Raw genomic sequence first — 20280 nt, forward strand, 5'->3', positions numbered from 1 at the left:
GCAAGTTCCAGAAACTGGGGGGCAAGATCCCCCGCGGCGTCCTGATGGTGGGTTCGCCCGGTACCGGCAAGACCCTGCTGGCCAAGGCCATTGCCGGTGAGGCCAAGGTGCCCTTCTTCAGCATTTCCGGTTCCGACTTCGTGGAGATGTTCGTGGGCGTGGGCGCCTCCCGTGTCCGTGACATGTTTGACCAGGCCAAGAAGCATGCCCCTTGCATCATCTTCATCGACGAGATCGATGCCGTGGGCCGTCATCGCGGCGCCGGCCTGGGTGGCGGCCATGACGAGCGCGAGCAGACCCTGAACCAGTTGCTGGTGGAGATGGACGGCTTTGAGGGCAGCGAGGGCATCATCGTCATCGCCGCCACCAACCGCCCCGACGTGCTGGATCCGGCGCTGCTGCGTCCCGGCCGCTTCGACCGCCAGGTGGTGGTGCCCCTGCCGGATGTGCGCGGACGTGAGCAGATCCTCAAGGTACACATGCGCAAGGTTCCCCTGTCCGAGAACGTGCGTGCCGACCTGATCGCCCGGGGCACCCCCGGTTTCTCCGGTGCGGACCTGGCCAACCTGGTCAACGAGGCGGCCCTGTTCGCGGCGCGTTCCAACAAGCGCCTAGTGGAGATGACCGATTTCGAGCGCGCCAAGGACAAGATCATGATGGGCGCCGAGCGCAAGTCCATGGTGATGAGCGACGACGAGAAGAAGTTGACTGCCTATCATGAGGCGGGTCATGCGATCGTCGGTCGTCTGGTGCCCGAGCATGATCCGGTCTACAAGGTGAGCATCATCCCCCGTGGCCGTGCTCTGGGCGTAACCATGTTCCTGCCCGACGAGGACCGCTACAGCCACAGCAAGACCCGGCTGGAGAGCCAGATCTGCTCCCTGTTCGGCGGTCGTATCGCCGAGGAGGTCATCTTCGGCGCCGACAAGGTGACCACGGGTGCCTCCAACGACATTGAACGGGCCACGGCCATTGCCCGCAACATGGTGACCAAGTGGGGGCTTTCCGACCGCCTGGGTCCCCTGTCCTACGGCGAGGAGGAGGGTGAAGTCTTCCTGGGCCGCCAGATGACCCAGCGCAAGCAGATGTCCGATGAGACGGCACACGCCATCGACGAGGAGATCCGTCGCGTCATCGACAGCAGTTACGAGCGGGCCAAGACGATTATCGAGGCCAACATGGAACGGCTCCACACCATGGCCGACGCCCTGATCAAGTTCGAGACCATCGACGTGGATCAGATCAACGACATCATGGAAGGTCGCGAGCCTCGTGAGCCCGGTGGCTGGACCGGTGGCAACGAGCCGGGCGCCGGTGGCGGTGCAGCCGGTCGTGACCAGGAGAAGGGCGACGGCAAGGGTGTGATCGGCGGCCCCGCCAGTCAGACCTGATGCGCCCGTGGCCGTATGAAACGGGCCGTTACGGCCCGTTGGGAGAAGCCGCCTGCTCTGGGCGGCTTCTTTGTTTTATTCGTACCCCGCCATCGGTCAATTTCCAATCCCTGGACGCAAGACATGATCCATCGCACCAACCCGCCCCAGATCATGGGTATTCTCAACGTCACCCCGGATTCCTTCTCCGATGGCGGCCGTTTCCTGGCCCCGGGACAGGCAATCGAGCGGGCGCTTGCCATGGTGGAGGAGGGGGCGGGCATCATTGACGTGGGAGGGGAATCCACCCGTCCGGGTTCGGCCGGGGTGTCCCTACAGGAAGAGCTGGACCGGGTCATCCCGGTGGTTGAGGCCATTGCCTCGCGGGTGAATGCGCTGATCTCGGTGGATACCAGCAAGCCGGAGGTAATGCGCGCGGCCTGTGTCGCCGGCGCCGGCATGATCAATGATGTCTTCGCCCTGCAGGCCCCCGGCGCCCTGGCGGTGGCGGCCGGGACGGGCGCTCAGGTCTGTCTGATGCACATGCAGGGAGAGCCCCGCAGCATGCAGGTGGATCCCCGTTATGACGATGTGGTGGCGGAGGTGCGCGATTTTCTCGCCGCGCGGGTGGCCGCCTGCCTTGAGGCCGGTATCCGCGAGGATCGCTTGGTACTGGACCCGGGGTTTGGTTTCGGCAAGACCCATGCGCATAATCTCACCCTCATGAATCACCTGTCGGCGCTGGCGGTCAATGGACTGCCCCTGCTGGTGGGCGTGTCCCGCAAGAGCATGATCGGTAAAATGCTCGGCGATGATCGCCCGCCCCGGGAACGGGTCACGGGGAGCGTGGCGGCGGCCTTGCTGGCAGCCCAGCGCGGTGCCCGGATTCTGCGTGTCCACGATGTGGGGGCCACCCGGGATGCCTTGCGGGTCCTGGCCGCCCTGGGATAGACAATGATAACGACAAGACTGCCCCGGCAGACTCACTGACAGACTCAGGTAAGACCATGGAAAGACAATACTTCGGTACCGACGGCATCCGCGGCCGTGTCGGACATCATCCCATGACCCCGGACTTTGCCCTGCGCCTGGGCTGGGCCGCCGGACGGGTGCTGGCACAGGACGGCAAGGGCCTGGTCCTGATCGGCAAGGACACCCGGGTCTCGGGTTACATGTTCGAGTCCGCCATGGAGGCCGGCCTGTCCGCCGCCGGCGTGGATATCCGCCTCCTCGGCCCCATGCCGACCCCTGCCGTGGCCTATCTGACCCGCACCTTCCGCGCTTCGGCCGGCATCGTCATCAGCGCCTCTCACAATCCCTACTACGACAACGGTTTCAAATTCTTCTCCACCAATGGGAGCAAGCTCCCGGACGCCGTGGAGCAGGCCATTGAGGCGGAGTTGGAGAAACCCATGGAGACGGTGGATTCCGCTGACCTGGGAAAGGTGGAGCGGATGGTGGATGCCGCCGGTCGCTATATCGAATTCTGCAAGGGCACGATTCCCACCGGCACGACCTTGCGTGGACTCAGGATCGTCGTCGACTGCGCTCACGGTGCCACCTATGCGGTGGCCCCTCATGTGTTTGAGGAATTGGGCGCCGAAGTGATTCCCGTCGGCGTGGAGCCGGACGGTTTCAATATCAATGAGGGCTGTGGCTCCCTTCATCCCAAGCAGCTCCAGACCGCGGTGCTGTTTCATCAGGCGGACCTGGGCATCGCCCTGGACGGGGACGGCGACCGCCTGATCCTGGTGGACGAAAAGGGTGAGGTGGTGGATGGTGATCAGGCCTTGTGCATCATCGCCCTGGCCCGGCACGAGGACGGCATCCTGCAGGGGGGGGTGGTGGGCACCCTCATGAGCAATCTAGGTCTTGAGCAGGCCCTCTCGGCCAAGGGGATCCCGTTTCGCCGTGCCGCCGTGGGGGACCGCTATGTGATGGAGGCCCTGCAGTCGGAGGGCTGGGTGCTGGGGGGGGAGTCCTCCGGGCATCTGATCTGCCTGGATCGCAGCAGTAGCGGAGACGGTATCTTGGCAGCCCTGCAGATTCTTGAGGTCATGCGTTCTTCGGGACGGCCGCTGTCGGCGCTGAAGGCGGTGATGGAAAAGTACCCGCAAACCTTGGTGAACGTACCTATCAACGCCGCCATGCCCCGTGCCACGTTGCTGGATCACCAGGAGATTGCTGCGGCGCTGAAGGCTGCCGAATCCACCCTGGCCGGTCGCGGGCGCGTCCTGTTGCGTCCCTCGGGTACCGAACCCCTGGTGCGCGTGATGGTGGAAGGGTCCGACATGCGTCTGGTGGGACGTATTGCCCAGGAACTGGCGGAAGTGGTACGCCGGGCCGCCGAGACAGGATGAAATTGATTTATCCGCGCCGCGAAGGTAGGATTCCCGGCTCCATACAACACGCAGTGCGAACTCAGGAGCAGATTCATGCGCAGGCCCCTGGTAGCCGGTAACTGGAAGTTGAATGGTTCACGCAATGCCAACCAGGTCCTGATGCAGGAACTGGTGGGTCCCGTGAGCGGTCTGGGCAAGGTGGACGTGGCGGTCTGTCCGCCTTTCGTGTATCTGGAACAGGTGGCGGGATTGTGCCGGGATGGCAGGATCGCCCTGGGCGCCCAAGATGTGTCGGATCAGGACAGCGGTGCCTTCACCGGCGAGGTGTCCGGCGACATGCTGCGGGACATGGGATGCACGTGCGTGATCGTGGGTCATTCCGAACGCCGTGCCCTGTACGGTGAGGATGATGCCTTTACCGCGCGTAAGTTTGCCGCCGCCCGCCGCCATGGTCTCACCCCCATTTTGTGCGTGGGTGAGTTGTTGGAAGAGCGTGAAGGCGGGGTCACCGAATCCGTTGTGGCGCGCCAGCTGGATGCCGTGCTGGAGCGGGTGGGGATTGAAGCCCTGGCGGATGCCGTGATTGCCTATGAGCCCGTCTGGGCCATCGGTACCGGCAGGACCGCCACGCCGGAACAGGCGCAGGCGGTCCACGCCTTTATCCGCGCCCGTCTGGCGGACCGGGATCCGGCCGTGGCGCAGAAGGTTCGTATCCTGTATGGCGGCAGCGTCAAAGCCGATAACGCCGCCGAGCTGTTTGCACAACCCGATATCGATGGCGGCCTGATCGGCGGCGCCTCACTCAAGGCCTCGGATTTCCTGGCAATCTGCAAGGCCGCAGAACAAGCAGGTTGAAATCGTCATGCTGTATGGCATTTTGCTCGTTATCCAGGTCATCCTGGCCATTGGACTGATCGCCCTGATCCTGCTGCAGCACGGTAAGGGTGCGGATGCCGGTGCGGCGTTCGGCAGCGGCGCCTCCGCCACCGTCTTCGGGGCCCGTGGTTCTGCGAATGTCCTCAGTCGCGCCACCGCCTTCACGGCCACCGCCTTTTTCGTCAACAGCCTGGCGCTGGCGTATCTGGTGGCCAACCGGCCCGAGGCGCCCAGCGTCATCGATCTGATCGACACCGCACCGCGTGTCATCGAGCAGCCGGTGGATCAGGTGCCCGCCAACGGTGCGCGTGATGTGCCTGCTGATGTGCCGAATTGATTGGAAATAAAGCGAAATTCGGGGTTCACCCCGGCGCGGTTTCTGATAGAATGCCGGTCCGGCGGCCAAGCTGACGCAGCGCGGCAAGCTGCCGGGACCTCAGTAGTCGATATTGCAGATGTGGTGGAATTGGTAGACACGCCGTCTTGAGGGGGCGGTGGCGAAAGCCGTGTCGGTTCGAGTCCGACCATCTGCACCATCTTTATCCTTTCAGTCCTGATCCTGCATCCAGAGCAGGCCTCGGTTTTTTCCGAGTGAGTCACCCTGTCCGGTGAATCCGGTGCCTGTCCGTCGATGGGATTTTGTGGCGGCAAACCAGCCCTTCCATAGGCTGGATATTGCGGGTCATCAAAATAATTTGCTGGTTCATCAATTCATTGGTTTTATTGGGAGCTTGACACTTTTTTTATGGGTGTCCTAGACTCGCCCGGACTTCAGAAGCATTGGCACTTTACGCCGGCTCAAATAACTAATAAAAAGATGTGCCTGGACTTAAGTCATGGGTACACGAAAAATCACCAAGTCCTGTCTCATGCCCGTTAGCGATGGGTCAGGAGGAGAGGGAAATGCTGGAAAACTACCTGCCAATACTGGTGTTCATTGGCATCGGGCTGCTTGTCGGCGTCATCCCCCTGGCAATCGGCATGGCCGTGGGGCCACGCAAGCCTGATAGCGCCAAGGATTCGCCCTACGAGTGCGGCTTCGAAGCCTTTGAAGACTCCCGCATGAAATTCGACATCAGGTTCTACCTGGTGGCTATTCTCTTCATCATATTCGATCTGGAAATTGCCTTTCTCTTCCCTTGGGCGGTGGCCCTGGACGAGATCGGTATGTTCGGTCTGCTCGCCATGGCCATGTTTCTGGGTATCCTGGTGATCGGCTTCATCTACGAGTGGAAGAAGGGGGCCTTGGAATGGGAATAGAGGGCGTCCTGGAAAAGGGCTTTGTCACTACCTCCGCAGACAAGCTCATCAACTGGGCCCGTACCGGGTCTCTCTGGCCCATGACCTTCGGTCTGGCCTGCTGCGCCATCGAAATGATGCATGCCGGTGCCGCCCGCTATGACATGGACCGCCTGGGCGTGATCTTCCGCCCCAGTCCACGTCAGTCGGACGTCATGGTGGTGGCCGGCACCCTGTGCAACAAGATGGCACCCGCCCTGCGCAAGGTCTACGATCAGATGGCCGAACCCCGCTGGGTCATTTCCATGGGGTCCTGCGCCAACGGGGGAGGGTACTATCACTACTCCTACTCGGTGGTTCGCGGCTGTGACCGCATCGTGCCCGTGGATGTCTATGTCCCCGGATGTCCTCCTACCGCGGAGGCCCTGCTGTACGGCATTCTGCAGTTGCAGAACAAGATCCGTCGCACTCAGACCATAGCCCGCTAGCCGGCGGTCCCCAGCCTGGACTTCACGATGAGCGAGAAACTCGACAGACTGGCCGCGTGCCTGGAAGAAAAAATCAGGGATCAGATCCGGGGCATACACCGGGCCTGTGATGAACTGACCCTCGAAGTCTCTGCGGGAGACCTGCTGAGGGTTGCCAGGACATTGCGCCGGGACCCCGAACTGGGATTCGATATGCTGGTGGATGTCTGCGGCGTGGACTATTCCGCCTACGGGGTCACGGAGTGGAGCACCGAGTCTTCCACTGCCGAGGGTTTCAGTCGCGGGGTGGAGAAGGCCACCTTCGGTCGGTTCACCTTCGATGAGACACCACCGGTTTCCCAACGCGCCGATCCCCGCTTTGCGGTGGTCTACCATCTGCTTTCGGTGGCCCATAATCATCGCCTGCGGATCAGGGTGTTCTGCGAGGACGACGAATTTCCCGCCATGCCCTCCCTGGTCGAGGTCTGGAACAGTGCCAACTGGTTCGAGCGGGAGGCCTTTGATCTGTTCGGCATCGTCTTCAATGGTCACCCGGACCTGCGCCGCATCCTCACCGACTACGGCTTTGTCGGCCATCCCTTCCGCAAGGACTTTCCCCTGGTGGGGCATGTGGAGATGCGCTACGACCCGGAACAGCGCCGGGTGATCTACCAGCCCGTGACCATCACCCCCCGGGTCCTGGTGCCCCGGGTGATCCGCAAGGATCATCGTCATCTGGACGATGCCGCCGAGGAGACGTCCGCCGATGCCTGAGATTCGCAATTACACGCTTAACTTCGGCCCCCAGCACCCGGCTGCCCACGGGGTGCTGCGGCTGGTGCTGGAGATGGACGGTGAGGTGGTGCAACGTGCCGATCCCCATATCGGCCTGCTCCACCGGGGTACGGAGAAACTGGCCGAGAGCAAGCCGTACAACCAGAGCATCGGCTACATGGATCGCCTGGATTACATGTCCATGATGGTCAACGAACACGGCTATGTGAAGGCCATTGAGCGCCTGATGGGGATCGAGCCGCCGCTGCGGGCCCAGTACATCCGCGTCATGTTCGACGAGATCACGCGGATCCTGAACCACCTGCTGTGGCTGGGCACCCACGCCCTGGACGTGGGCGCCATGACCATGTTCCTGTACTGTTTCCGCGAGCGCGAGGACCTCATCGACTGCTATGAGGCAGTCAGCGGTTCCCGCATGCACGCCACTTATTATCGTCCCGGTGGCGTCAACCGGGACCTGCCCGGCACCATGCCCCAGTACCAGACCTCCCGCTGGAAGAGCCCGGCGGATGTGAAGCGTCTCAACGAGAACCGCTCCGGTTCCCTGCTGGATTTCATCGAGGATTTCACCAACCGCTTCCCGACCCACGTGGATGAATATGAGATCCTGCTCACGGATAACCGCATCTGGAAGCAGCGGACCGTGGGGATCGGCGTGGTCAGTCCGGAGCGCGCCCTGCAGATGGGGCTGACCGGACCCATGCTGCGCGGTTCCGGGGTGGCCTGGGATCTGCGCAAGAAGCAGCCCTATGCCGTCTATGATCGCATGGACTTCGATATCCCGGTGGGGGTCAACGGCGACAGCTACGACCGCTATCTGGTTCGGGTGGAAGAGATGCGCCAGTCCAACCGCATCATCCGTCAGTGCGTGGACTGGCTCAAGGCCAATCCGGGTCCGGTGATGCTCGACGACCACAAGGTCGCGCCGCCGCCGCGGGAGGAGATGAAGGCGGACATGGAGTCTCTGATTCATCACTTCAAGCTCTACACCGAAGGTTATTGCGTGCCCGAGGGCGAGGTGTACTCGGCGGTGGAGCATCCCAAGGGGGAATTCGCGGTGTACCTGATCTCCGACGGGGCCAACAAGCCCTACCGGGTCAAGGTTCGCCCCCCGGGGTTCGTTCATCTGTCGGCCCTGGACGAGATGTCCCGGGGCCACATGCTTGCCGACGTGGTCACCCTGATCGGCAGCCTGGATATCGTGTTCGGGGAGATTGATCGCTGATGTCAGCCAAGCAGACCAAGGGGAAGGCCAGCCTGCTCGATGCGCATCTGCGCGAGGAGATCGATCAGTGGTTGGCCCGCTATCCGGAAGATCGCCGCCGGTCCGCGGTGCTGGCGGCCCTGCGGGCCGTCCAGCATGAGCAGGGGCATCTGAGTGCCGAGATGATGGATGCGGTGGCTGAGTACATCGGCATGCCCGAGATCGCCGTCTACGAGGTGGCCAGTTTCTACTCCATGTTCGAGCTGGAGCCGGTGGGGCGTCACAGCATTTCCGTCTGCACCAATGTCTCCTGCATGCTGCGTGGTGCCGACAAGATCCTCGAACATGTGGAAAACAAACTGGGCATCACGTTGGGTGAGTCCACCCCCGACGGCCGCTTCTTCCTTAAAAAGGAGGAGGAGTGCTTGGCGGGTTGCTGCGGCGCCCCCATGATGCAGGTGAACCACGTCTATCACGAGCATCTCACCCCCGAGAAGGTGGATGAGATCCTGGACAAGCTGGAGTAGGCGCCCATGACCAACCGCATCTGCTTCATCACCCGCCGGTTCGATGAGCCCTGGACCTATGAGAACTATCTCAAGGTGGGGGGATACCAGGCCCTGGAAAAGATCATCGCCCAGAAGATGACGCCGGACCAGGTCATCGAAGAGGTGAAGACATCCAATCTGCGAGGCCGCGGCGGTGCCGGATTCCCGGCGGGTCTCAAGTGGAGCTTCATGCCGCGCACGGCGCCGGGCCAGAAGTACGTGGTGTGCAACTCGGATGAATCCGAGCCGGGCACCTGCAAGGACCGGGACATCCTGCGCTTCAATCCCCATGCCCTGGTGGAGGGCATGATCATCGCCGGCTATTCCATCGGCGCCACCGTGGGTTACAACTACATGCGCGGCGAGTTCATGGACGAGCCCTACCAGCGTTTCAGCCAGGCGGTGAGGGAGGCCTATGACCACGGCTGGCTGGGGCGGAACATCAAGGGCAGCGGCATCGATTTTGACCTTTATCCCACTCTGGGCGCCGGGGCCTACATCTGCGGCGAGGAAACCGCTCTGCTGGAATCCCTGGAAGGCAAGAAGGGCATGCCCCGGTTCAAGCCGCCGTTTCCGGCCAACTTCGGTCTCTACGGCCGGCCCACCACCATCAACAACACCGAGACCCTGTCCTCGGTGCCCGCCATCCTGCGTGAAGGGGGCAAGTGGTTTGCCGATCTGGGGGTGGAGCGCGCCGGGGGTGAAAAGCTGTTCTCGGTCTCCGGTCATGTGGAACGCCCCGGCAACTATGAAGTGCCCATGGGGATCCCGTTTGCCGACCTGCTGGCCCTGGCCGGCGGTATCTGGAAGGGGCGCAAGCTCAAGGCGGTGATCCCCGGTGGTTCCTCCGTGCCGGTGGTGCCGGGTGATCTCATGATGACCGCGACCATGGACTATGACGGTGTGACCAAGGTGGGTTCCATGCTGGGTTCCGGTGCCGTCATCGTTATGGACGAGACCACCGACATGGTCAAGGTGCTGCAACGCATCTCCCGCTTCTACTTCGCCGAGTCCTGCGGCCAGTGCACTCCCTGTCGAGAGGGTACGGGCTGGCTCTACCGCATGGTCACGCGCATCGTGGAAGGCCAGGGCCGCATGGAAGACCTGGAACGCCTGGACGATGTGGCCGCCAAGATCGAGGGGCGAACCATCTGTGCCCTGGGCGATGCCGCCGCCATGCCGGTGCGCAGTTTTGTGAAGCACTTCAGACACGAGTTCGAACACTACATTCAGCACGGTCGCAGCCTGGTGGCGGACGCGGCCTGACGGGTGCGGAACGGGGCAACGGGAAGTGAAGCATGAGTGACGATCTGGTCAACTTCGAGGTCAACGGCATCCCCCTGCAAGCCAGGAAAGGGAGCATGTTGATCGCCGCGACGGATGCCGCCGGTATCCGCATCCCTCGATTCTGCTACCACGAGAAGCTGTCGGTGGCGGCCAACTGCCGTATGTGCCTGGTGGAAGTGGAACGGGCTCCCAAGCCCATGCCCGCCTGCGCCACGCCGGTGGCCGAGGGTATGAAGGTTTACACCCGCTCGCCCAAGGCCCTGGCCGCCCAGAAGGCGGTGATGGAATTCCTGCTCATCAACCATCCCCTGGACTGTCCGGTCTGTGACCAGGGCGGGGAGTGTGAACTGCAGGATGTCTCCATGGGCTATGGTGAGGACCTGTCTCGTTACAGCGAGGCCAAGCGCGTGGTCAGGGACAAGGACATCGGTCCCCTGATCGCCACCGAGATGACCCGCTGCATTCATTGCACCCGCTGCGTGCGCTTTGGCGAGGAGATCGCCGGCATGCGGGAATTGGGGGCCACCGGCCGGGGTGAACGGATGGAGATCGGCACCTTTATCCAGCGTACCGTGGTGTCCGAACTGTCGGGCAATGTTATCGACCTGTGTCCGGTAGGGGCGCTGACCGCCAAGCCGTCCCGCTTCACCTACCGGGCCTGGGAACTGATCCAGCATCCGACCATCTCTCCCCATGACTGCGTGGGTTCCAACCTGTTCCTGCATAGCTATAACGGTCAGGCCAAACGGGTGGTGCCCCGTCGCAACGACGGCGTAAACGAGACCTGGATCGCGGACCGTGACCGGTTCAGTTATGCCGGACTGCAGTCGGAGGATCGCCTTACCACCCCCATGATCCGTGACAAGGGCGAGTGGGTGAGCACCGACTGGGAAACGGCCATGGCCCGGGCCGTTGAGGGACTGCGGGCGCTGCCGGCCGCCGAGAGCGGCGCCCTGCTGTCGCCCCAGTCCAGCCTGGAAGAACTCTATCTGGCCCAGCAGTGGCTGCGGGGCCTGGGGATCCAGTCACTGGATCACCGCTTGCGGCAGACGGATTTTTCGGATCAGGATCAGGCGCCCCTATTCCCTTATCTGGGCAGCAGCCTGGAGGATCTGGACGAGACCGGCGGTCTGTTGCTGGTGGGTGGCAATGTCCGCAAGGAACAGCCCCTGCTGGCCCATCGTCTGCGCAGGGCGGCCCTCAGGGGACGGCCGGTGATGGCCATCAATCCGCGGGATTTTGGTTTTCATTTCCCGCTGGCTCATCAGCGGGTCACTGACCCCCACGGCATGCTCACCGCCCTGGCGGGGGTACTGCAGGCGGCACTGACTCGGAAGGGGCAATCCGCGCCGGCGGCCCTGGCCGACGTGCTCAAGGCCATCAAGCCCGATGCTGTTGATACGGCCATGGCCGAAGTGCTGGTCCAGGCAGGGGCGCAGGGGCACGTACTCCTGGGCACCCAGGCCATGCATCATCCCCAGTTTGCCCTGCTGGGCGCCCTGGCGGGTGCCCTGTGCGAGATCACCGGCGCCCGCCAGGGGTATTTGCCCGAAGGCGGCAATGCCGCCGGTGCCTGGTTGGCGGGAGCGGTCCCCCATCGGGGCGCGGCCGGGGTTGCCCTGCAAGCCGGGGGACGTCATGTCCGGAGCATGCTGGCCGACGGTATCAAGGCCTGTGTGCTGTTGAATGTGGAACCGGAGTTGGATTGTGACAACCCTGCTCAAGCCCTGCGAGCCGTGCAGGAGGCAGAGTTTGTGGTGGCCATGACGCCGTTTGTCACCGATAGTCTGCGTCGCCATGCCCATGTGCTGCTGCCCATTGCCACCTTTGCCGAAACCTCGGGAACCTGGGTCAATGTGGAAGGCCGCTGGCAGAGTGTGCCCGGCGCCGCCACGCCGCCCGGGGATACCCGTCCCGCCTGGAAGGTATTGCGGGTACTGGGCAACATGAGCGATCTCTCCGGATTCGAATACCTTTCCTCGGAAGAGGTGAGGGACGAACTCAAGGTACGCCTGGCCGAGGCGGGCGTCACCGGTTTCGAGAACCGGGTCCCCCTGGAAGGCCGTGCCCTGGCCCTGCCGCCCAGACCTGCCGGGCTGCAGCGGGTCTCCGCGACCGCCATGTATGGGGTGGACAGTCTGGTACGCCGGTCCCTGCCGCTGCAACAGACGCCGGAGGCCCGGGACGGTGCGGCCCGCCTCAATGAAGTCGAGGCCCGCAGTCAGGATCTGCTGGGGGCCGAGGAAGTGGTGGTGCGCCAGGGCAAGCTGACCGCCCGTATGGGGCTGGTGATCGACGATACGGTACCCGCCGGCTGTGTCTGGCTGCCGGGTGGCATCACGGAAACAAGCACCCTCGGCCCCGCTTACGGGCCGGTGGAACTGCACAAGGTTTAAGGTCGGGGTCCGAGCATGCAGCAAGCCATGATGGAATTCTGGGACGGGTTACCCGTGATCATGCAGATCATGACCAAGATCACGATGATCGTGGGACCCCTGTTGCTGGTGGTGGCCTACACCACCCTCGCCGAGCGCAAGGTGATCGGCTACATGCAGGTGCGGGTGGGACCCAACCGAGTGGGACCCAGGGGCCTGCTGCAGCCCATTGCCGACTCCCTCAAGCTCCTGCTCAAGGAAGTCATCATCCCCAGTAATTCGGACAAGTACCTGTTCCTGATTGCGCCGGTACTGGCCATTGCGCCGGCCCTGGCGGTATGGGCGGTGATCCCCTTCGACGACGGTATGGTGTTGGCGGACATCAATGCCGGCCTGCTCTACCTGCTGGCCCTGAGTTCGGTGGGGGTCTACGGCATCATCATCGCCGGCTGGGCCTCCAATTCCCGCTACGCCCTGCTGGGGGGGATGCGTTCCGCCGCCCAGATCGTCTCCTACGAGATCGCCATGGGCTTTGCCCTGGTGGGGGTGGTGATGGCCGCCGGCAGTCTGAACCTGGGCGAGATCGTCATGTCTCAGCAGGGCAGTGTCTACCACTGGTTCCTGCTGCCCCTGCTCCCCCTGTTCCTGGTCTACCTGATTTCCGGGGTGGCCGAGACCAACCGCGCGCCCTTCGATGTGGCGGAAGGCGAGTCGGAAATTGTTGCCGGTTTCCATGTGGAATACTCCGGCATGGCCTTTGCCATCTTCTTCCTGGCCGAATACGCCAACATGATCCTGATTTCGGCCCTGACCGCCCTGCTGTTCCTGGGTGGCTGGCTGTCGCCCTTCCAGGGCATCCTGCCCGAGAGCACCTTCGACCTGCCGCTGATCGGTTGGGTGCTGGACAGCGGCATCCACTGGCTGCTGATCAAGACGGCCTTCTTCCTGTTCTGTTTCCTCTGGTTCCGCGCCACCTTCCCGCGCTATCGCTATGACCACATCATGCGACTGGGCTGGAAGGTGCTGATTCCCGTGACCATCATATGGCTGTTTGTCCTGGGCGTGGCCGTCGCCCTGGGCGTCGGTCCCTGGTTCGCGTGAGGGAGGCTTTCATTATGAGCACGGCGATTCGCCAGTTCTTCAAGACCTTCCTGCTGTGGGAACTGCTGCTGGGCCTGAAGCTCACCGGCCGGCACTTCTTTGCCCGCAAGATTACCGTCCAGTATCCGGACGAGACCACACCGATCTCACCCCGTTTCCGCGGCCTGCACGCCCTGCGCCGCTATCCTAACGGAGAAGAGCGATGCATTGCCTGCAAGTTATGCGAGGCGGTGTGTCCGGCCCTGGCCATCACCATCGAGTCGGAGCAGCGGGATGACGGTACCCGTCGTACCACCCGCTACGACATCGATCTGTTCAAGTGCATCTTCTGCGGCTTCTGCGAAGAGGCCTGCCCGGTGGATTCCATTGTGGAGACCCACATCATGCACTACCACTTCGAAAATCGCGGCGAGCAGATCATGACCAAGGACAAGCTGCTGGCCATCGGTGACAAGAACGAAGCGCAGATTGCCGCCGCCCGTGCCGTCGATGCGCCCTACCGCTGATCAGGGGGACTGCCCGTCATGAGTTTCGAACAGTTTCTGTTCTACTTCTTCTCCACCGTCCTGGTGGGTTCGGCCGTGGCCATGATCACGGTGCGCAATCCCGTCCATGCGGCCCTGTTTCTGGTGCTGGCCTTCTTCACCTGCGCCGCTCACTGGATCATGCTGGAGGCGGAATTCCTCGGCATCCTGCTGGTGCTGGTGTACGTGGGTGCGGTGATGGTGCTGTTCCTGTTCGTGGTCATGATGCTGGACATCAACGTGGCCCGGGTCAGGGAGGGGTTTGCGCGCCTGCTGCCGGTGGGGCTGGTGGTGGCCGTGGGCATGATGGTGGTGATGGCCATGGTGGTGGGTGCCAAGGTGTTCCAGGTGGAGTCCCCCGGCCGCGCCGATGCGGACTACAGCAACACCGAGGCCATCGGTCGGTTGCTCTATACCGAGTACGTGTATCCCTTCGAGATTGCCGCCGTGATCCTGCTGGTGGCGATCATTGCGGCCATCGTGCTGACGCTGCGGCGTCGGCGCGACAGTCTTTACATGGACCCGGCGGAACAGGTCCGGGTGCAGCGCAAGGACCGCGTGCGCTTGATCAAGATGGAAGCGGAAAAGAAGTAGCGTCACATGGGCCGATGGACCCTGAACCCGTCTGCCGTGGCCGGATCGGCCTGGCGGACGGGTTCGAGTGAATCTACAGGGCTGAACGAAAACACCCAAGCGGGCGCCGTGGCGAGACCTGCGCTGGGCCAAAAACGGGACCAAGCATGATTCCTCTGTCGCATTACCTCATCCTTGGGGCGATCCTGTTCGCACTGAGCGTCACCGGGATCTTCCTGAACAGGAAAAACCTGATCCTCCTGCTCATGTGCATCGAGCTCATGCTGCTGGCGGTGAACATGAACTTTGTCGCCTTCTCCCATTATCTGGGGGATCTGTCGGGGCAGATATTCGTGTTCTTCATTCTCACCGTGGCAGCGGCGGAGGCGGCCATCGGCCTGGCCATCCTGGTGCTGGTGTTCCGTAATCGACAGACCATCAACGTCCAGGATCTGGACGAGATGAAGGGGTAGGGCATGGATACTATCTATCTGCTCATCGTTCTCGCCCCCCTGTTCGGGGCCATTGCCGCCGGCCTGTTCGGCCAACAGTTGGGGCGGACCGGGGCCCATACCGTTACCGTCGCCGGGGTGGCCGTCTCCTTCCTGCTCTCCCTGGTGGTGTTCTGGCATCACGTGTTCGGCGGGGGCGGGGTCTATAACGAGACCGTGTACACCTGGCTGGTGAGCGACGGCATCCGCTTCGAGGTGGGTTTTTTGATCGATAACCTCACCGCCCTGATGATGCTGGTGGTGACCTTCGTCTCCCTGATGGTGCACATCTACACCATCGGCTACATGCATGAGGATCCGGGCTACCAGCGCTTCTTTGCCCTGATCTCCCTGTTTACCTTCTCCATGCTGGTGCTGGTGATGGCCAACAACTTCATGCAGCTGTTCTTCGGCTGGGAGGCCGTGGGCCTGGTGTCCTACCTGCTCATCGGCTTCTGGTTCAAGCGGCCCACCGCCATCCATGCCAACCTCAAGGCCTTCATCGTCAACCGGGTGGGGGACTTTGCCTTCGTGCTCGGGATTGCCGCCATCGTCTTCTACACCGGCAGCCTGGACTACGCCACCGTCTTCGGTCAGGCGGAAGGCATGTCCCAGGCCGGCATCAGTGTCCTACCGGGCACCGAGTGGTCCCTGCTGACCGTGGCCTGTATCCTGCTGTTCATCGGTGCCATGGCCAAGTCGGCCCAGGTGCCCCTGCATGTGTGGCTGCCCGACTCCATGGAAGGCCCCACACCCATCTCGGCCCTGATCCATGCGGCTACCATGGTGACGGCGGGGATCTTCATGGTGGCGCGCATGTCGCCCCTGTACGAATTCTCCGTGACCGCACTGGGCTTCGTACTCATCATCGGTGCCGTCACCGCCTTCTTCATGGGGTTGGTGGGGCTGGTGCAGAACGATATCAAGCGGGTGGTGGCCTATTCCACCCTGTCCCAGCTGGGTTATATGACCGTGGCCCTGGGGGCCTCCGCCTATGCGGCGGGGATTTTCCACCTCATGACCCATGCCTTCTTCAAGGCCCTTTTGTTCCTGGCGGCCGGTTCGGTGATCATGGCCATGCATCATGAGCAGGACATCCGTCGCATGGGGGGGTTGCGCAAGTACATGCCCATCACCTATGCCACCGCCTTGATCGGCTCCCTGGCCCTGATCGGCTTCCCGGGCCTGGCCGGCTTCTTCTCCAAGGACGGCATCATCGAGGCCGTGTCCCTGTCGGAGATTCCGGGGGCGGGTATTGCCTACGTGCTGATATTGCTGGGCGTGTTCGTCACTGCCCTGTACACCTTCCGCATGTTCTTCCTGGTGTTCCACGGCGAGGAGCGTTTCCGCCATGCGGCGCCCGGCACCGACCACGATCACGGCCACGACCATGACGGGCATGGTCACGGCCTGCAGGGCGACCCGAAGGAATCGCCGTGGGTGGTGACCGTACCCCTGATCCTGCTGGCCATCCCTTCGGTACTGGCGGGCTATTTCGTCGGCCCCCTGCTGTTCGGTGATTTCTTCGCCGGGGTGATCCATGTGGACGAGACCCGGGATGTGCTGGCCCGTCTGGGCGAGAGTTATACCGGGGTCATGGGCTATATCACCCACGGTCTGGCGATGCCGCCCTTCTGGCTGGCGATGGCGGGTCTGGCCACGGCCTGGTACGTGTACACGAAACGTCCGGACATTGCCGACAACGCACGCCGGCGCGCTCCCTGGGCCTATGACCTGCTGAACCGGAGCTACGGCTTCGACCAGTTCAATGATGTGGTGTTCGCCAGGGGCACCCAGCGCCTGGGGCAGTGGTTGTGGCGCTTTGGCGACACGTTGCTGATCGACACGACCCTCGTCAACGGCAGCGCCAGGGTGGTGGGCTGGGCATCCCGGCAGGTGCGCCAAGTGCAGACGGGCTATGTCTATCACTACGCCTTCGCCATGATCATCGGTCTGCTGGTACTCATCATGGCGTTTGCCTTCTAGCGCGGTCGTGCTGGGTGCAACGACAGGATCAACGCAGGATTCCACTGGGAAGAAATAATGTTCGCTGACTGGCCACTGCTCTCTCTTGTGATATGGACGCCGATTCTCGGCGGCCTGATCGTCCTGACCATGGGTGACCGGATGCCCGAGGCATCCCGGCGCGTGGGCCTGGCCTTCGCGGTGCTGACCTTCCTGGTGAGTATCCCGCTGTTCACGCTCTTCGACCGCGGCACCCACGAGATGCAATTCGTGGAGATGATCCCCTGGATCAGCACCTTCAACATCCATTACCATCTGGGCGTGGACGGGATCTCCATGCCGCTGATCCTGCTCACCACCTTCACCACGGTGCTGGTGGTCATCGCCGCCTGGGAGGTGATCCAGTATCGGGTATCCCAGTACCTGGCGGCCTTCCTGGTCATGGAGGGCCTGATGATCGGGGTCTTCTCGGCCCTGGATGCAGTGCTGTTTTATGTCTTCTTCGAGGCCATGCTGATCCCCATGTTCCTGGTGATCGGCATCTGGGGCGGTCCCAACCGGATCTACGCCACCCTCAAGTTCTTTCTCTACACCTTCCTGGGCTCGGTCTTCCTGCTCATCGGCCTGATCTACCTGTACACCCAGTCCGGTAGCTTCGCCATCCTGGATTTCCACCATCTGCCCCTGGGTATGACCGCCCAGACCCTGATCTTCCTGGGCATGTTGCTGGCCTTCGGGGTGAAGATCCCCATGTTCCCGGTCCATACCTGGTTGCCGGACGCCCACGTGGAGGCGCCCACCGGCGGTTCGGTGATCCTGGCGGCGATCATGCTGAAGATCGGCGGCTACGGATTCCTGCGCTTTTCCCTGCCCATCGCCCCGGACGCGGCCATGGCCCTGGACTGGCTGATGGTCACCCTGTCCCTGATCGCCGTGGTCTACATCGGTCTGGTGGCGCTGATGCAGCAGGACATGAAGAAACTGATCGCCTATTCCTCCATCGCCCACATGGGCTTCGTGACCCTGGGCTTCTTCATCGTCTTCATGATCTACAACAACACCGGCTCCTGGCAGGGGGCCGCCCTGGGGATCAGTGGCGGCATGGTGCAGATGATCTCCCATGGCCTGATCTCCGCGGCCATGTTCCTCTGTGTGGGCGTACTCTATGACCGCATGCACAGCCGCCGGATCGCCGATTACGGTGGTGTGGCCAACACCATGCCCTGGTTTGCCGCCTTCTTCGTGCTGTTTGCCATGGCCAATACGGGGCTGCCGGGTACCTCGGGCTTCGTGGGCGAGTTCATGGTGATCCTGGCCGCCTTCCGGGCCGACTTCTGGATCGCCCTGCTGGCCGCCACTACCCTGATCCTGGCCGCGGCCTATACCCTGTGGCTGGTGAAACGGGTGGTCTACGGCGAAGTGGCCAACGACAACGTGGCCGGGCTGACGGATGTGAACCGGCGCGAGTTCTGGGTGCTGGGCGTGCTGGCCTTTGCCGTACTCCTGCTGGGGGTCTGGCCGGCGCCTCTGCTGGATGTGCTGGCCGCCACCGTGGACAACCTGGTGCGGCATATCGCCGTTTCCAAGCTCTAAGCTCTCCTGGATGCCGATATGACCTTTGAGATTCCGGACTTCATCCCCGTCATTCCCGAGCTCTTCCTGCTGGGCATGGGCTGCTTCATCCTGGTGGCGGATCTGTTCATCCCCCAGGCCCGGCGTGACATCACCTACGGACTGGCTCAGTTCTCCCTGTTGGGCGCCCTGCTGCTGACCCTGTGGCTGGCGGCGCCGGAGGTACGGATCACCATGTCCGGTACCTTCGTGGCCGATCCTATGTCGGATCTGCTCAAGTCGGTGGTGTTGCTGATTTCGGCGGTGGTCTTCCTCTATGCGCGGCCCTACCTGATGAGCCGGGATCTGTACCAGGGTGAGTTCTATGTCCTGGGGCTGTTCGGGGTGCTGGGGATGATGGTGATGATCTCGGCCAACAGCCTGCTCACCCTCTATCTCGGGCTTGAGCTACTGTCCCTGTGCCTCTATGCCATGGTGGCCTTCAATCGGGATTCCACCCAGGCGGCCGAGTCCGCCATGAAGTACTTCGTGCTGGGGTCGATTGCCTCGGGCGTACTGCTCTACGGCATGTCCATGCTCTACGGCATCACGGGTACCCTGGACATCGCCGGTGTGACCGCGGGCATCCTGACGGCCTCTGGTGAATTCAACATGGCCCTGGTGTTCGCCCTGGCCTTCGTGGTGGTGGCCCTGGCGTTCAAGCTGGGGGCGGTGCCCTTCCACATGTGGCTGCCGGATGTGTACCACGGCGCGCCCACACCGGTGACTCTGTTTATCGGCACGGCGCCCAAGATCGCCGCTCTGGCCATCATCATGCGCCTACTGGTGGATGGCCTTGGGCCGCTGCACGCGGACTGGCAAGGCATGCTGCTGATCCTGGCGGTGCTTTCCCTGGCGGTGGGCAACGTGGTGGCCATCGCCCAGACCAACATCAAGCGCATGTTCGCCTATTCCACCATTTCCCACGTCGGGTTCGTGCTGCTGGCCGTCATGGCCGGGACGACGGAGGGGAATGCGGCGGCCCTGTTCTATGTGATCGCCTATGCCCTGATGGCAGCCGGCGGCTTCGGCATGGTGCTGTATCTGTCCCGCCAGGGCTTCGAGGCGGACAACATCCAGGATTTCCGCGGCCTGAATGAACGCAGTCCCTGGTTTGCCTTCATCATGTTGCTGCTGATGGCTTCCATGGCAGGCCTGCCGCCTACCCTGGGTTTCTATGCCAAGCTGGCGGTGCTGCAGGCGGTGGTGCAGGTGGACTTCGTCTGGATAGCCGTGTTCGCCGTCCTGATGTCGGTGATCGGTGCCTTCTACTACCTGCGCATCATCAAGTTCATGTACTTCGACAAGCCGGAGGATCGGACCGAACTGTCCCGGGGCATGGATTTCAACGTGGTGCTGTCGGTCAACGGTCTGCTGATGCTGGGTCTGGGGATCTTCCCCGGCATCCTGATGTCGCTGACTGCAGCGGTCCGGTAGGGGAGGGGGTATGGATCTTTTGCAGGTTACCGTGTGGCTCTATCTTCTCATCGCCCTGGCGGCAGCCAACCTGCC

The 20280-nt window shown here is 62.6% G+C and carries 19 protein-coding genes and 1 tRNA gene; all 20 read left to right on the plus strand.

Annotation, left to right across the window (positions count from 1 at the left end):
* Positions 1–1391, plus strand: a 1391-nt coding sequence (gene ftsH / locus LQ952_RS12065) for an ATP-dependent zinc metalloprotease FtsH (protein ID WP_238622890.1), incomplete at its 5' end; no start/stop codon positions are given.
* 123 nt (positions 1392–1514) lie between these two features.
* A complete protein-coding gene (folP, locus tag LQ952_RS12070) occupies positions 1515–2321 on the plus strand; it encodes a dihydropteroate synthase (protein ID WP_238622891.1) in 807 nt (268 codons plus the stop codon).
* A gap of 56 nt (positions 2322–2377) precedes the next feature.
* Entirely contained in the window at positions 2378–3730 is a 1353-nt protein-coding gene (gene glmM / locus LQ952_RS12075; protein ID WP_238622892.1) for a phosphoglucosamine mutase, read from the plus strand.
* Positions 3731–3805: 75 nt separating this feature from the next.
* Positions 3806–4567: a triose-phosphate isomerase gene (gene tpiA, locus LQ952_RS12080; protein WP_238622893.1), complete on the plus strand. Its 762-nt coding sequence runs from the start codon at positions 3806–3808 to the stop codon at positions 4565–4567.
* 7 nt (positions 4568–4574) lie between these two features.
* Positions 4575–4925, plus strand: a complete 351-nt coding sequence (secG, locus tag LQ952_RS12085) for a preprotein translocase subunit SecG (RefSeq protein WP_238622894.1) — start codon at positions 4575–4577, stop codon at positions 4923–4925.
* A gap of 114 nt (positions 4926–5039) precedes the next feature.
* Positions 5040–5124: transfer RNA gene (locus LQ952_RS12090), tRNA-Leu, on the plus strand.
* A 367-nt stretch (positions 5125–5491) separates the two neighbouring features.
* A complete protein-coding gene (locus LQ952_RS12095; RefSeq protein ID WP_008931995.1) occupies positions 5492–5848 on the plus strand; it encodes an NADH-quinone oxidoreductase subunit A in 357 nt (118 codons plus the stop codon).
* The gene (locus LQ952_RS12100; RefSeq protein WP_090204666.1) at positions 5839–6315 is read left to right on the plus strand and encodes a NuoB/complex I 20 kDa subunit family protein; all 477 of its coding nucleotides are present in this window, start codon (positions 5839–5841) and stop codon (positions 6313–6315) included. Before LQ952_RS12095 ends, LQ952_RS12100 begins: the two co-directional genes overlap by 10 nt.
* Before the next feature lie 27 nt (positions 6316–6342).
* Complete coding sequence (locus LQ952_RS12105; protein WP_238622895.1) at positions 6343–7068, plus strand: NADH-quinone oxidoreductase subunit C; 726 nt, start codon at positions 6343–6345, stop codon at positions 7066–7068.
* Positions 7061–8314 (plus strand): NADH-quinone oxidoreductase subunit D, encoded by a 1254-nt coding sequence (locus tag LQ952_RS12110; RefSeq protein ID WP_238622896.1) that lies wholly within the window; start codon positions 7061–7063, stop codon positions 8312–8314. Before LQ952_RS12105 ends, LQ952_RS12110 begins: the two co-directional genes overlap by 8 nt.
* On the plus strand, positions 8314–8820 hold the full coding sequence (locus LQ952_RS12115) for an NADH-quinone oxidoreductase subunit NuoE family protein (RefSeq protein WP_238622897.1): 507 nt from the start codon (positions 8314–8316) through the stop codon (positions 8818–8820). Before LQ952_RS12110 ends, LQ952_RS12115 begins: the two co-directional genes overlap by 1 nt.
* Before the next feature lie 6 nt (positions 8821–8826).
* Positions 8827–10107 (plus strand): NADH-quinone oxidoreductase subunit NuoF, encoded by a 1281-nt coding sequence (nuoF, locus tag LQ952_RS12120; protein ID WP_238622898.1) that lies wholly within the window; start codon positions 8827–8829, stop codon positions 10105–10107.
* A gap of 32 nt (positions 10108–10139) precedes the next feature.
* Positions 10140–12524 carry an NADH-quinone oxidoreductase subunit NuoG gene (nuoG, locus tag LQ952_RS12125; RefSeq protein ID WP_238622899.1) on the plus strand — a complete coding sequence of 795 codons (2385 nt, stop codon included), beginning with the start codon at positions 10140–10142 and terminating at the stop codon, positions 12522–12524.
* A 27-nt stretch (positions 12525–12551) separates the two neighbouring features.
* Positions 12552–13604 carry an NADH-quinone oxidoreductase subunit NuoH gene (gene nuoH / locus LQ952_RS12130; RefSeq protein ID WP_430733772.1) on the plus strand — a complete coding sequence of 351 codons (1053 nt, stop codon included), beginning with the start codon at positions 12552–12554 and terminating at the stop codon, positions 13602–13604.
* A 14-nt stretch (positions 13605–13618) separates the two neighbouring features.
* Positions 13619–14110 (plus strand): NADH-quinone oxidoreductase subunit NuoI, encoded by a 492-nt coding sequence (nuoI, locus tag LQ952_RS12135; protein WP_238622901.1) that lies wholly within the window; start codon positions 13619–13621, stop codon positions 14108–14110.
* A gap of 18 nt (positions 14111–14128) precedes the next feature.
* Entirely contained in the window at positions 14129–14722 is a 594-nt protein-coding gene (locus LQ952_RS12140; protein ID WP_238622902.1) for an NADH-quinone oxidoreductase subunit J, read from the plus strand.
* A gap of 146 nt (positions 14723–14868) precedes the next feature.
* Positions 14869–15174, plus strand: a complete 306-nt coding sequence (gene nuoK / locus LQ952_RS12145) for an NADH-quinone oxidoreductase subunit NuoK (RefSeq protein WP_238622903.1) — start codon at positions 14869–14871, stop codon at positions 15172–15174.
* Between the two features lie 3 nt (positions 15175–15177).
* Entirely contained in the window at positions 15178–17178 is a 2001-nt protein-coding gene (gene nuoL, locus LQ952_RS12150; RefSeq protein ID WP_238622904.1) for an NADH-quinone oxidoreductase subunit L, read from the plus strand.
* A gap of 57 nt (positions 17179–17235) precedes the next feature.
* Entirely contained in the window at positions 17236–18750 is a 1515-nt protein-coding gene (locus LQ952_RS12155) for an NADH-quinone oxidoreductase subunit M (protein ID WP_238622905.1), read from the plus strand.
* Positions 18751–18768: 18 nt separating this feature from the next.
* On the plus strand, positions 18769–20205 hold the full coding sequence (gene nuoN / locus LQ952_RS12160; RefSeq protein WP_200172554.1) for an NADH-quinone oxidoreductase subunit NuoN: 1437 nt from the start codon (positions 18769–18771) through the stop codon (positions 20203–20205).
* The last annotated feature ends 75 nt before the right edge of the window (positions 20206–20280 follow it).

The organism is Ectothiorhodospira lacustris (assembly GCF_022227785.1).
In the GTDB taxonomy this organism is placed as follows: domain Bacteria; phylum Pseudomonadota; class Gammaproteobacteria; order Ectothiorhodospirales; family Ectothiorhodospiraceae; genus Ectothiorhodospira; species Ectothiorhodospira lacustris.